This is a genomic window from Streptomyces sp. x-19 (genome assembly GCF_046549115.1).
In the GTDB taxonomy this organism is placed as follows: Bacteria; Actinomycetota; Actinomycetes; order Streptomycetales; family Streptomycetaceae; genus Streptomyces; species Streptomyces albulus_C.
On sequence record NZ_JAJPWK010000001.1, the window covers coordinates 780,610 to 793,426 of the forward strand.

A 12,817-nucleotide genomic window follows, 5' to 3' on the forward strand; every position below is an offset into this window, starting at 1 on the left:
GCGCGCCCGCACGATGCGGGCGCGCCCCTCAAGTCATCGGTGGCGCACGTCAATTGGGGGGCGCCGTCGGGTGGCCCCGCCGGGACGTCAGTTGTGGCCGAAGCGGCGCTGGTGCTTGCGCGCGACGTCCGCCGGGCTGCCCGGGGCCTGCGAGTGGGAGATCGCGTCGAGGGTCGCCTTCTCGGACTGCTGCTGGCCGCGCTCGGACTCGCTGGCCTTGGGCTGCTTTCGGTCCTTCTTGTTCTTGGCCATGATCGTGCCTCCTGAGGGGGTCTTCGGCTCGGCCGACATCAGCCTTACACGCCGGGCACATCGCTGCATTTCGGGCAATTACCGTAGGTGATAACGCCAGTTACGCGCCGTGTGGCCGCCCGAAACCGCATCCGCCACGCCGAAGATCGAGTTCGTGCAGATAACCCCCGTTCGGTCGGGCAGACTCGAAGGAAGCCGAAGAGCACTCGTGCCACGGGCCGAGCCGGGGGGCGACCGGACTTCAGCACCTCAGGGAAGAGGGTGGAACGTGGACCGCTGCGTCGTCCTGGTGGACGCCGGGTATCTGCTCGGTGCCGCCGCGAGCCTGCTCGCCGGAGAACCCGCCCGTTCCCGGATCACCGTCGACCACGCCGCCCTCATCCAAGGGCTGCGCCAGCGCGCCGAGGCCGACACCGAACGACCGCTGTTGCGCATCTACTGGTTCGACGGCGCGCCCGACCGCGTCCCGCAGCCCGAGCACCGCCGACTGCGGGTCATGCCCCGGGTCACCGTCCGGCTGGGCGCCCTGACCCGCAGCGACGGCCGGTGGGCGCAGAAGGGCGTGGACGCCGCCATGCACGCCGAACTCACCGAACTCGCCCGCAACCGCGCCTGCTCCGACATCGTGCTGGTCACCGGCGACGGCGACCTGCTGCCCGGCCTGATGTCCGCCAAGGAGCACGGCGTCGCCGTCCACCTGTGGGCCGTGCAGGCCGCCGACGGCGACTACAACCAGTCCGAGGACCTGGTCGCCGAGGCCGACGAGCGGCGGGTGCTGGACCGCGCCTGGATCACCGGCGCGGTCCGCGCCAAGGAACTCGGCGGCCCGTGCGCCCCGCCGCCGGCCCCCCGCCCGGAGATCGCCGCGATCCTCTCCGCCCCGCTCCCGGAGACCGCGGTCGCCGCCGCGGCCGCCGCGGCCGGCGCCGGACCGGACACCGACGGCCGCCCCGGCACCAACGGCGCCGACCGCCCGGCCCCCACCGGTGAACGCGACGAACCGCCCGGCGAACCCGGCTCCGCCGCCGCCCGCGGCGTCCCCACCCCCAAGGACCTCGCCGGCCTCGGCCGCCCACAGGTCACCCAGAGCCCCGCCGTCAACGGCAGCCAGCCCGCCGCCACCCTGCGCTGGTCCTCCGACAAGGGCTGGATCGAGCGCGGCGGCCCGCTCGGCGAGCCCGCCGAGACCGCCTCGCTGCCCACCCTCGCTCAGCTGACCAGCGCCGAACAGCGCTGGGCCGACCGCGAGGAGGACATCACCGCGGTCAGCGGCGACCCCTTCGAGGTCGGCCAGGTCTTCGCCCGCCGCTGGACCGAGCGGCTCTCCGACACCACCCACCTCCAGCAGCTCTCGACGGAGTACCCCCGCATCCCGCACCGCATCGACGGCGAACTGCTCCGCTACGCCGCCCGTTTCGGGCTGCTCGCCCACAAGGACGACCAGATCGACGAGCACGACCGGTACGCCATCCGGGCCGGCTTCTGGCGCGAGGTCGATCTGCGCACCGCCGCCGAACACTCCCCGACCGGGGACTGACCGGCGTGCGGGCAGCTGCGCGCGGGCCGTGCGCGCCCGGCCGCGCACAGCCCCCGGGACCGGCGGCCGCCCGGGGCCGCGTACCCTCGTAGCTCGTGAAGACGGGCGCAAAACAGGTGGCGCAGGGCACGCCGGTGTGTGTGGTGCAGGACCTGGTCAAGACCTATCCCGCGCTGCGCGGGCGGCGCGGAGCGGACCGGGCGCCGGCGGTACGCGCCAGCGACGGCATCAGCCTCGACGTCCGGCGCGGCGAGATCTTCGGGCTGCTCGGGCCCAACGGCGCCGGCAAGTCCACCCTGGTCCGCCAGCTGACCGGACTGCTGCGACCGGACTCCGGCCGCATCGAGGTCCTCGGCCACGACCTGGTGCGGCACCCCGAGCGGGCCGCCCGGCTGCTGGCCTACCTCGGCCAGGAGTCGACCGCGCTGGACGAGCTGACCGTCTCCCTCGCCGTGGAGACCACCGGCCGGCTGCGCGGCCTGGACACCCGGTCCGCCCGCGCCGAGCGCGACGCGGTCCTCGACGAACTCGACCTCGGCCCGCTCGCCGGGCGGGCGCTGAAGAAGCTCTCCGGCGGTCAGCGACGACTGGCCTGCTTCGCCACCGCGCTGATCGGCGAACGCCCGCTGCTGGTGCTGGACGAGCCGACCACCGGCATGGACCCGGTCGCCCGGCGCGCCGTGTGGGCCGCCGTGGACCGCCGCCGCGCCGAGCGGGGCGCCACCGTCGTCCTGGTCACCCACAACGTCCTGGAGGCCGAGAGCGTGCTCGACCGGGTCGCGGTGATCGACCGCGGACGGGTGATCGCCTGCGACACGCCCGGCCGACTGAAGGAACTGGTGGGGGAGGAGGTCCGGCTGGAACTGGTCTGGCGGGACCGGCCGCCGCTCGACGTCCCCGAGGTCGCCGCGCTCGCCGCCGACGCCCGCACCGCCGGCCGCCGCTGGACCCTGCGCCTGCCCGCTGACCGGGCCCGCTCGGCGGTCACGGCGGTCACCGCCGGCCCCGCCTTCGCGGCCCTGGACGACTTCACGCTGGCCACGCCGAGCCTGGAAGACGTCTACGTCTCCCTCGGCGGACGCGCGGAGGGGCTGGTGAAGGCGTGACCGGGCACGGCGTGCGGGTGCCGCCGGCCGGAACCGCCGGGGGCATCGGCGAGGGCCTGCGGCCGCTCGCCCGTACAACGGACCGACGGCCTGTCGAAGAAAGCTGGGTGACGGCGTGAGTGTGGTGTCCGCGCGGGCGGCGACCGGTTCCGGAACGCCCGCCGAGGAGGGCGCGGCGGACGGCGGCGACGGGGCCGCACCGCTGGCGCCCCGGGCCCGACTGCTGCCCGCGCTCGGCGCCGTCTACCGCGCCCAGCTCTCCCGGGCCCGGGTGGCCCGGATACCGCTGCTGTTCGTCGCCACCTTCCAGTCCGTCGGGATCATGGTCCTGCTGCGCGGGGTGGTCAGCGGTGGCGCCCCGGCGTGGTCGGTGGTCTCCGGCTCCGCGGTGCTGGTCGTCGCCTTCGTCGCGCTGAACCTGCTCGCGCAGTACTTCGGCCAGCTGCGGGCCGGCGGCGGTCTCGACCACTACGCGACGCTGCCGGTGCCGCCGGCCGCGGTGGTGCTCGGCGCGGCCGCCGCGTACGCCTCGTTCACGGTGCCGGGCGCGGTGGTCACCGCGGTCACCGGCTGTCTGCTCTTCCACCTGCCGATGGCCCACCTGTGGGTGTTGGTGGCCGTGGTCCCGCTGTCGGGAGCGGCGCTGTCCGGTCTCGGCGCGGCCCTCGGGCTGCTCGCCCCGCGCCAGGAACTGGCCACCCTCGGCGGCCAGTTGGGCATGTCCGCGGCGCTGCTGCTGGGCGTGCTGCCGGCCGCGGGGATGCCCGCGCCGGTCACCTGGGCCCGCGACCTGCTGCCCTCCACCTACGGGGTGGAGGCGTTGGCGCGGACCTTCGCCCCGCACCCCGACTGGCTGGCGGTCGCCGCCGACCTGGGCATCTGCGCGGCCGTCGGGGTGCTCTCCCTGGCCGTCGCGACCTGGGCGTACCGCCGGGCGGCGGTCCGGTGAGCGGGGCCGCCGACCCGCGCGGGCGTCCTGCTGCCGGCACCGCGGCGCCGGCCTGGCACGATGACGGGGTGACCGCACCACAGACGCCCTCCGAGAACCAACCGCCCGAAGAGCCGCACCAGCCGCAGGCCGCCCCCGTCGAGGCAACCGGCGCCACCGCCGAACCCGGCGGCGCCCCCGAGTTCGCCCGCGAGCTGCGGGAAGGCGTGCTGATCGCCCTGGCGGTCGCCGTGAGCGGGGTGGTGCTGGGCGTGCTGTGGGCCTGGCTGGCCCCGCGCGTCCCGCTGATCGCGGACACCCACAACGTCTACCTGAAGAACACCGAGGGCGAGGAGGCGATCGGCGCCGACGGCACCTTCGCCCTCCTGGCGTTCGGCTTCGGCGTGGTCACCGCGGCGGTGGTCTTCCTCGTCCGGCGGCGCGGCGGCATCCCGCTGGTGGTCTCGCTGGCCGTGGGCGGGCTGCTGGGCGCCGTGCTGGCCTGGGTGACGGGCATGTGGCTGGGCCCCACGCCGGACGTGGTCGCGCACGCCAAGCAGGTCGGTGCCGGGGTCGTCTTCGACGGCCCGCTGCGGCTCCAGGCCAAGGGCGCCCTGCTCGCCTGGCCGATCGCCGCGATGCTCACCCAGATCGTGCTGACCGGGCTGTTCGGGCCGCGCGATCCGGAACTGGACGGGCCGGTGGTGCCGGACTGGTCCGGACACCACCAGCCGCCGGTCGGCTGACCGCCGCGCCGGCCGTCCGCTCAGGACGGCCGGCGACCGTGGTTGGCCCGGCCCTTGCGCACGCGCCACTTCCGCTTGCGGGTCCTCTTCGACATGGACGCACCTCCCCTCCGGAGGTAACCGGGCAGGAGGTGCGTGCGGTAGCCGCGGTGCGGTGCGGGCGGGGGCAACCGGGGGCGCGTGGCGGCGCCGGTCGGGGTCAGCCCCGCGCGATCGGCGCGAACCGTGCGCCGGTCAGTGCGGCCAGGTCGGCGGGGGCGAGCTCGACCTCCAGGCCGCGCCGGCCCGCCGAGACGCAGACCGTCGGTCGGGTCTGCGCCGAGGCGTCCACCACCGTCCGCAGCCGCTTGCGCTGCCCCAGCGGCGAGATCCCGCCGACGACGTAACCGGTGCTGCGCTCGGCCGCCGCCGGATCGGCCATCGCGGCCCGCTTGCCGCCCACCGCGGCGGCCAGCGCCTTGAGGTCCAACGAACCGGACACCGGCACCACGGCGACCGTGAGCGCGCCGTCCACGTCCGCCAGCAGCGTCTTGAACACCTGGTCGGGGGAGACCCCGAGCGCCTCGGCAGCCTCCTCGCCGTAGGAGGCGGCCGCCGGGTCGTGCTCGTACGCGTGGACCGTGAACGGGACGCCGGCCGCGGTCAGCGCGACCGTCGCGGGCGTGCCGCCGGACTGCGCCGCGCCCTTCTTCCCCTGCTTCGGCTTCTTCGCCACCGTGCCTCGCCTCGTTCGAACGCGAAAGTCCCCCGGCCCCGGGAACGGAGACGCCCGGGGTGCCGGTGCGTCAGTTGGGGCTGGTCGGCTGCCGGGTCAGCTCCACTGCCGGCAGCGACGGGAGCTTACCGATCACCGCGGACTCCCGGCGCAGCAGATCCAGCTCCTGGTGCAGCCGGGCGGCGGTGTCCGGCGCCGCCAGCAGCTCCTGCTTGGCGGGCACGTCCAGCACCGCCGCCGCCGCGACCAGGTACGACAGCACCGAGGGGTCGGCGGGCAGGTCCTGGTCGCTGGCGAGGGTCCGCTCGTTCGCCCAGGCCAGCCGCTTCTGGTAGGTGCGAAAGGCCCGCACCACGCCGGAGGCCAGCGCGCCGGCGCCCTCGCCCTGCTCCTCCTCCAGGGGGGCCAGCTCGGCGGTCAGGTACGGCCCGGAGGCGTCCACCGACAGCAGTTGGAAGCGCGTGGTGCCGGTGGCCAGGACCTCGTAGCCGCCGCCCGACTTCTCGCGGATGGTCGCCGCGTCCGCGATGCAGCCGACGGTGTGGAAGGCCACGAGCGGATCGTCGCCGAAGCCCGCGGCCGGGCCGGTGGCGGTCGGCGCGGTGGCGTCCGGCAGCCCCGGCGCGGTGGGGGCGACCTCCCGGCCGTCCCGGATGGCGACCACCGCGAACCGCCGGTCGTCCTCAGGGCGGTCGAGCAGGTCGCCCATCATCGCCCGGTAGCGCGCCTCGAAGACGTTCAGCGGCAGCACCAGGCCCGGGAAGAGCACCGAGTTGAGCGGGAACAGCGGCAGACGCACGGAGGACACAGTGGGTAAGCCTAGAGCCTGTACCCGGGACGGCCGCCACCGGACGGGCCCTAAGCCCGTCGCAGCAGCCGGGACGCGCCGGCCGCGACCGTCGTCGCCAGCACCCAACCCGTCATGATCATCACGGCCGACACCCACTGCGCGGTGCCCGCCGGCTTCCAGGCGCTGCCCTGGTAGAGGTCTATCACCGGCAGCAGCAGGTCGAGGGAGTACAGGTACGGGTTCCATATCGGCGACTCGTCGTGCTTGAGGGGCGGCGGCGGGTACGAGGAGAAGTAGGCCGTGCCGATCGCCCAGAGGATCACCATCCACACCGCGGCCCGACCGGGGCGGTAGCCGTAGGCCACCGTCCAGTCCTGAAGGAAGCCCCACGCCTTCGCGGCCAGCGGCAGCGTCTCGCGCCGGCGCCGCTGCTTGGCCAGCAGCACCTCCCGGGCGTCCGCGTCCTCGCCCATGGCGCGCAGCGAGGCGGCCAGCATCTCGTACGGCTCGGGCGCGTACTCCGGGGTCGCCGCGGCCACCCACTGCAGCCGCGACGCCAGCGGGAAGTGACCGCGCGGGATCAGCGTCTCGTAGGAGAAGCCGGCCATCATCAGCCCGCCCAGGCCCGGCCAGCTCGCCGACTTGTCGACGAGGTTGACGACCCGGGCGCCGGAGAGGATCACCCGGCCGCGCTGCGGGCGCTCGCCCAGGAACCGCAGCTCCGGCGTCTGGATCCGGCGCAGCGACAGCTCCTGGTCGGACTCCATGATGAACCGGGCGTGCTCCAGGTCCACCGCGTCCCCGAACCGCCCGTCGTCCAGCCGCACCCCACCCTCGCACTCGAAGCGCTGCATCCGGGTGCCGCGGGCCGGGGTGTGGGTGATGCCGTACGGGGGCGTGGCGCCGCTGGAGAACGGGGAGTTGGCCAGGCCCGCGGCGGTGAGGTAGAGGGTCCGCTCGACGGTCAGCTGGGGGGCGTTCAGCGCCCGGCGGCCGAACGGATTGCTCAGGTGACTGCCGCGCAGGCTCAGCGACACCCCGATGGTGGCGCCGCGCAGCGACAGCTCGCCGTAGGACTCCAGCATCTCGGCCTGGAGGTCCTGGGCGACGGTGAGCCCGTCCGCCATGATCGACCGGCCCTGCCGGTCCTTGTGCACCACCACCTGATTGAGCATCAGGTCGGTGCCGATGTGCGCGTCGGTGAGGCGAACACCGGAGTGCACCACGCAGCGCGGCAGGTGCAGGTCGCCCTCGGTGTGCAGCCGGGCCGCCTCCAGCCGGGGTATCGCGCAGTTCACCATGCGCAGGGTGGTGAACCGGCTCTCCGGCAGCAGCACCTCGGCCTCGAAGCGGCAGTCCCGCAGCTCCACGAATGGCTTGATCGTGCCGCCCGCAAGGTCGAGAGTGTCCGTGATGTACGCGCCGGTCAGGTGCAGCCCGGACACCCGGCCGGGCTGCGCCGGCGGCCCGTCGAGCAGCAGCAGGGCCACCACCCGCGCCCGGATCCGGCGCTCCGGGCCCCACAGGTGCTGCCCGTGCGGGTCGTCCCGGGACGGCTCGCCGGTGTGCAGGTTGCAGGTGCTGCCGTTGCGGAACGCCTGCCACATGCTCCATTCCGCGGACGTCAGTCGCAGGTCGGCGGGTGCATCGCCGTCCCTGGCTCCGGTCACTGTGGCTCCCCCTTGCTCTCAGCGGTGCCTGCCGGCAGGCCTTGTCTGGTGGTCTTCGGTGGTCTTCGGTCGTCTTCCGTCGTCCGGCTGTCGCCGTGTGGGCGCGGTGGTGCGGCGGCCGCCCGTCCGGGGCTGCGCCCGGCGGTCGGGCCGGTATGCGGTCGCGATACCTGTTCGGATGCATCCCGGCGGGCGCTCTTGCGCCCGCGCCGCGGTCGTCCCCGTGTGCCCGCACCGACCCCTTGCCCGCCCGGTGACCGGTTGAACACGCGTGGTCAGGGCCAACTCCGGTCAACTTCGCGGGCCGGTCCGACGGCCGTCCGGCCCGTGCGTCACTGCGTATCACCCAGTGATACGGCCGCTCGGGCCCGACGACCGGTCTGAGACACTGGGGGAGTGATCTCCCGAATCGATCTGCGTGGTGCCGCCCTCCCCGAGGGCGCCGCGCTCCGCGACCTGCTGCCCCGTGCCGAGTTCGACGTGGAAGCCGCCCTGGAGAAGGTGCGGCCCATCTGCGAGGACGTACGCCATCGCGGCACCGCGGCGCTGATCGAGTACGCGCGGCGGTTCGACGGTGTCGAGATAGAGCGGGTCCGGGTCCCGGCCGAGGCCCTCACCGAGGCCCTCGACGCGCTGGACCCGAAGGTCCGCGCGGCTCTGGAGGAGTCCATCCGGCGCGCCCGGATCGTCCACCGCGAGCAGCGCCGCACCGACGTCACCACCAAGGTCGTGCCCGGCGGCACGGTCACCGAGCGCTGGGTGCCGGTCGAGCGGGTCGGCCTCTACGTCCCCGGCGGCCGGTCGGTCTACCCGTCCTCCGTCGTCATGAACGTGGTCCCCGCGCAGGAGGCCGGCGTCGGCTCGCTGGCCGTCGCCTCCCCGCCGCAAGCGGACTTCGGCGGGCTGCCGCACCCCACGATCCTCGCCGCCTGCGCGCTGCTCGGCGTCGACGAGGTCTACGCCGCGGGCGGCGCCCAGGCCGTCGCGATGTTCGCGTACGGCACCGAGGAGTGCGCCCCGGTCAACCTGGTCACCGGCCCCGGCAACATCTACGTGGCCGCCGCCAAGCGCCTCCTCAAGGGCCGGATCGGCATCGACTCCGAGGCCGGCCCGACCGAGATCGCGGTCCTCGCCGACCGCACCGCCGACCCGGTGCACGTCGCCGCCGACCTGATCAGCCAGGCCGAGCACGACCCGATGGCCGCCGCCGTCCTGGTCACCGACTCCGTGGAGCTGGCCGACCGCACCGAGAAGGAGCTGGCCCCGCAGATCGAGGCCACCAAGCACGTCGAGGACCGGATCGTGCCGGCGCTGTCCGGCCGGCAGTCCGCGATCGTCCTGGTCGACGGCCTCGACGAGGGCCTGACGGTGGTGGACGCCTACGGCGCCGAGCACCTGGAGATCCAGACGGCCGACGCCGCCGCGGTCGCCGCCCGGGTCCGCAACGCCGGCGCGATCTTCGTCGGTCCCTACGCCCCGGTCTCCCTCGGCGACTACTGCGCCGGCTCCAACCACGTCCTGCCCACCGGCGGTTGCGCCTGCCACTCCTCGGGCCTGTCCGTCCAGTCGTTCCTGCGCGGCATCCACGTCGTGGACTACTCGCGGGAGGCGCTGGCCGAGGTCGCCCACCACGTGGTGACCCTCGCCGAGGCCGAGGACCTCCCGGCCCACGGCGCGGCACTCAAGGCCCGGTTCGACTGGACGGTTCCGCAGAGCAAGTGAGCAGGCAGATGACCAAGAACGCCCCCGTGTCCCGCATGGACCAGCTCCCGATCCGGGACGAGCTGCGCGGCAAGTCCCCCTACGGCGCGCCGCAACTGGACGTCCCGGTGCGCCTCAACACCAACGAGAACCCCTACCCGCTCCCCGAACCGCTGGTGCAGCGGATCGCCGAGCGGGTCACCGAGGCCGCCCGCCAGCTCAACCGCTACCCCGACCGGGACGCGGTCGAACTGCGCACCGCGCTGGCCGCCTACCTCACCCGCACCGCGGGCCACGCCGTCGCCGCCGACCAGGTCTGGGCCGCCAACGGCTCCAACGAGGTCATCCAGCAGCTGCTGCAGACCTTCGGGGGTCCCGGCCGCACCGCCCTCGGCTTCGAGCCGTCGTACTCCATGCACGCGCTGATCTCGCGCGGCACCGGCACCGGCTGGCTCTCCGGCCCGCGCAACGACGACTTCACCATCGACCTGGCGGCGGCCCGGGCGGCCATCGCCGAGCACCGGCCCGACGTGGTCTTCGTCTGCTCGCCGAACAACCCCACCGGCACCGCCGTCGAGGCCGACACCGTCCTCGCGCTGTACGAGGCGGCCCAGGCCGCCCGCGCCGACGCCGCCGGGGCGCTGGTGGTCCTCGACGAGGCGTACGGCGAGTTCAGCCACCACCCCTCGCTGCTGCCGCTGATCGAGGGCCGGCCCAACCTGGTGCTCTCCCGGACCATGTCCAAGGCGTTCGGCGCCGCCGGGCTCCGCCTGGGCTACCTCGCCGCCGACCCGGCCGTGGTCGACGCGGTGCAGCTGGTCCGGCTGCCCTACCACCTCTCGTCCGTCACCCAGGCCACCGCGCTCGCCGCCCTGGAGCACACCGATACGCTCCTGAAGTACGTGGCACAGCTCAAGGAGGAGCGCGACCGCCTGGTGACCGAACTGCGCGCGATCGGCTGCCAGGTCGTCGCCTCGGACGCCAACTTCGTCCAGTTCGGCCTCTTCGACGACGCGCACGCCATCTGGCAGGCCATCCTCGACCACGGCGTGCTGGTCCGCGACAACGGCGTACCGGGCTGGCTGCGGGTCACCGCCGGCACCCCGGCCGAGAACGACGCGTTCCTCGACGCGGTGCGCGCGGTGCTCACAGAACGCAGCCTGAAGGAGAACAAGCGATGAGCGGGGCGACCGCCCGGGTGGGGCGCGTGGAGCGCACCACCAAGGAGACGACGGTGCTGGTCGAGATCGATCTCGACGGCACCGGCCAGGTCGACGTCTCGACCGGCGTCGGCTTCTACGACCACATGCTCGACCAGCTCGGCCGGCACGGCCTCTTCGACCTCAAGGTCAAGACCGACGGCGATCTGCACATCGACACCCACCACACCATCGAGGACACCGCCCTCGCGCTGGGCGCCGCCTTCAAGCAGGCGCTCGGCGACAAGGTCGGCATCTACCGCTTCGGCAACTGCACCGTCCCGCTGGACGAGTCGCTCGCCCAGGTGACCGTCGACCTCTCCGGCCGCCCGTACCTGGTGCACACCGAGCCGGAGACCATGGCGCCGATGATCGGCACCTACGACACCACGATGACCCGGCACATCCTGGAGTCGTTCGTCGCCCAGGCGCAGATCGCCCTGCACGTCCACGTGCCCTACGGCCGCAACGCCCACCACATCGTGGAGTGCCAGTTCAAGGCACTCGCCCGGGCGCTGCGCTACGCCAGCGAGCGCGACCCGCGGGCGGCCGGCATCCTGCCGTCCACGAAGGGCGCGCTGTAATGAACGGTCTGTCCACCGTCTTCATCCTGGTAGGGCTCTTCCTGCTCGGCGGGGTGTACTCGTTCTGGAAGCAGAAGATCCCCAAGTCCGTGATCGTCCTGATGGCCATCGCCTCGGCGATGTGCCTGGTGGCGGGTGTGATGCGACTGGAGGTGTGGAATTGAGCGCCGCGCAGTCGCCGGCCAAGAAGGTCGTCGTCTTCGACTACGGCTTCGGCAACGTCCGCTCCGCCGAGCGCGCCCTGGCACACGTCGGCGCGGACGTGGAGATCACCCGTGACTACGACGCCGCGATGAACGCCGACGGGCTGCTGGTGCCCGGCGTCGGCGCGTTCGCCGCCTGCATGCGCGGTCTGCGAGAAGCCCGCGGCGACTGGATCGTCGGCCGTCGACTGGCCGGTGGCCGTCCGGTGATGGGCATCTGCGTCGGCATGCAGGTCCTCTTCGGCCGGGGCATCGAGCACGGCGTGGAGACCGCCGGCCTGGACGAGTGGCCCGGCACGGTCGGCCCGCTCAAGGCCGAGGTGGTCCCGCACATGGGCTGGAACACCGTCCGCGCCGCCGCGGACTCCCAGCTCTTCGCCGGGCAGCCCGCCGACGCCCGCTACTACTTCGTGCACTCCTACGCGGTTCACGACTGGGAGCTGGAGATCGGCAACGAGCACCTCGCCCCGCCCAAGGTCACCTGGGCCACGCACGGCGAGCCGTTCGTGGCCGCGGTCGAGAACGGCGCGCTGTGGGCCACCCAGTTCCACCCCGAGAAGTCCGGCGACGCCGGTGCCCAGCTCCTCACCAACTGGATCAGAACCCTGTGAACCCCGTGAACCCCATGAACGCTGTGAAGAAGCTTGAACTGCTGCCCGCCGTCGACGTCCGCGACGGCCAGGCCGTCCGCCTGGTGCACGGCGAGTCCGGCTCCGAGACGTCCTACGGCGACCCGTTGCAGGCCGCCCTGACCTGGCAGCGGGCCGGCGCCGAGTGGCTGCACCTGGTCGACCTGGACGCCGCCTTCGGCACCGGTGACAACCGCGCGCAGATCGCCGAGGTCGCCCGCTCCATGGACATCAAGGTCGAGCTGTCCGGCGGCATCCGCGACGACGACTCGCTGGCCGCCGCGCTGGCCACCGGCTGCACCCGGGTCAACATCGGCACCGCGGCGCTGGAGGACCCGGAATGGGTCGCCAAGATCATCGCCGAGCATGGCGACAAGATCGCGGTCGGCCTGGACGTCCGCGGCACCACCCTGCGCGGCCGCGGCTGGACCCGGGACGGCGGCGACCTCTACGACACGCTGGCCCGCCTGGACTCCGAGGGCTGCGCCCGCTACGTCGTCACCGACATCAACAAGGACGGCACGCTCCAGGGCCCCAACCTGGAACTGCTCAAGAACGTCTGCGCGGCCACCGACCGCCCCGTCGTCGCCTCCGGCGGCGTCTCCTCCCTCGACGACCTGCGGGCGATCGCCGCGCTGGTGCCCGAGGGTGTCGAGGGCTCCATCGTCGGCAAGGCGCTCTACGCGAAGGCGTTCACCCTCGAAGAGGCACTGGCGGCGGTGTCGTAGCCGCGGGTGCGCAACCGACCACATGGGAG

At 73.7% G+C, this 12,817-nt stretch carries 14 protein-coding genes; 10 read left to right on the forward strand and 4 right to left on the reverse strand.

Features of this window, described 5'->3' with window-relative positions; genetic code table 11:
- Positions 1-87 precede the first annotated feature (87 nt).
- Positions 88-252: a hypothetical protein gene (locus tag ACLJT4_RS03625; RefSeq protein ID WP_016577074.1), complete on the reverse strand. Its 165-nt coding sequence runs from the start codon at positions 250-252 to the stop codon at positions 88-90.
- Positions 253-520: 268 nt separating this feature from the next.
- Here ACLJT4_RS03625 and ACLJT4_RS03630 point away from each other — a divergent pair, with 268 nt between their 5' ends.
- The 4 genes from ACLJT4_RS03630 to ACLJT4_RS03645 all read left to right on the forward strand — a co-directional run bounded on the left by ACLJT4_RS03630 (position 521) and on the right by ACLJT4_RS03645 (position 4,569).
- Positions 521-1,789, forward strand: coding sequence for an NYN domain-containing protein (locus tag ACLJT4_RS03630; RefSeq protein WP_411120943.1), 1,269 nt, complete (start codon positions 521-523; stop codon positions 1,787-1,789).
- Positions 1,790-1,905: 116 nt separating this feature from the next.
- The gene (locus ACLJT4_RS03635; RefSeq protein WP_233658342.1) at positions 1,906-2,895 is read left to right on the forward strand and encodes an ABC transporter ATP-binding protein; all 990 of its coding nucleotides are present in this window, start codon (positions 1,906-1,908) and stop codon (positions 2,893-2,895) included.
- A gap of 115 nt (positions 2,896-3,010) precedes the next feature.
- Positions 3,011-3,844 (forward strand): ABC transporter permease, encoded by an 834-nt coding sequence (locus ACLJT4_RS03640; protein WP_411120944.1) that lies wholly within the window; start codon positions 3,011-3,013, stop codon positions 3,842-3,844.
- A gap of 68 nt (positions 3,845-3,912) precedes the next feature.
- On the forward strand, positions 3,913-4,569 hold the full coding sequence (locus tag ACLJT4_RS03645; RefSeq protein WP_016578162.1) for a DUF2567 domain-containing protein: 657 nt from the start codon (positions 3,913-3,915) through the stop codon (positions 4,567-4,569).
- 199 nt (positions 4,570-4,768) lie between these two features.
- On the opposite strand, the gene ybaK is transcribed toward ACLJT4_RS03645, so the two are convergent.
- From ybaK to ACLJT4_RS03660, 3 genes are all read right to left on the reverse strand, one after another.
- Positions 4,769-5,284 (reverse strand): Cys-tRNA(Pro) deacylase, encoded by a 516-nt coding sequence (gene ybaK, locus ACLJT4_RS03650; protein WP_411120945.1) that lies wholly within the window; start codon positions 5,282-5,284, stop codon positions 4,769-4,771.
- A gap of 70 nt (positions 5,285-5,354) precedes the next feature.
- On the reverse strand, positions 5,355-6,092 hold the full coding sequence (locus ACLJT4_RS03655) for an LON peptidase substrate-binding domain-containing protein (protein ID WP_411120946.1): 738 nt from the start codon (positions 6,090-6,092) through the stop codon (positions 5,355-5,357).
- A gap of 50 nt (positions 6,093-6,142) precedes the next feature.
- Positions 6,143-7,744 (reverse strand): oxidoreductase, encoded by a 1,602-nt coding sequence (locus ACLJT4_RS03660; RefSeq protein WP_411120947.1) that lies wholly within the window; start codon positions 7,742-7,744, stop codon positions 6,143-6,145.
- Positions 7,745-8,140: 396 nt separating this feature from the next.
- Between ACLJT4_RS03660 and hisD the strand changes: the two genes are divergently transcribed.
- Genes hisD through priA form a run of 6 tightly spaced genes read left to right on the forward strand, consistent with a single transcriptional unit; the run spans position 8,141 to position 12,788 of the window.
- Entirely contained in the window at positions 8,141-9,466 is a 1,326-nt protein-coding gene (hisD, locus tag ACLJT4_RS03665) for a histidinol dehydrogenase (RefSeq protein WP_411120948.1), read from the forward strand.
- Between the two features lie 8 nt (positions 9,467-9,474).
- Positions 9,475-10,626 (forward strand): histidinol-phosphate transaminase, encoded by a 1,152-nt coding sequence (locus tag ACLJT4_RS03670; RefSeq protein ID WP_411120949.1) that lies wholly within the window; start codon positions 9,475-9,477, stop codon positions 10,624-10,626.
- Entirely contained in the window at positions 10,623-11,228 is a 606-nt protein-coding gene (gene hisB, locus ACLJT4_RS03675; protein WP_016573062.1) for an imidazoleglycerol-phosphate dehydratase HisB, read from the forward strand. The genes ACLJT4_RS03670 and hisB overlap by 4 nt, the downstream gene beginning before the upstream one ends.
- Positions 11,228-11,392 carry a hypothetical protein gene (locus ACLJT4_RS03680; protein ID WP_016573061.1) on the forward strand — a complete coding sequence of 55 codons (165 nt, stop codon included), beginning with the start codon at positions 11,228-11,230 and terminating at the stop codon, positions 11,390-11,392. The genes hisB and ACLJT4_RS03680 overlap by 1 nt, the downstream gene beginning before the upstream one ends.
- Positions 11,383-12,042, forward strand: coding sequence for an imidazole glycerol phosphate synthase subunit HisH (gene hisH, locus ACLJT4_RS03685; protein ID WP_411120950.1), 660 nt, complete (start codon positions 11,383-11,385; stop codon positions 12,040-12,042). The genes ACLJT4_RS03680 and hisH overlap by 10 nt, the downstream gene beginning before the upstream one ends.
- 23 nt (positions 12,043-12,065) lie before the next feature.
- Complete coding sequence (gene priA, locus ACLJT4_RS03690; RefSeq protein ID WP_411121074.1) at positions 12,066-12,788, forward strand: bifunctional 1-(5-phosphoribosyl)-5-((5-phosphoribosylamino)methylideneamino)imidazole-4-carboxamide isomerase/phosphoribosylanthranilate isomerase PriA; 723 nt, start codon at positions 12,066-12,068, stop codon at positions 12,786-12,788.
- Positions 12,789-12,817: the final 29 nt, after the last annotated feature.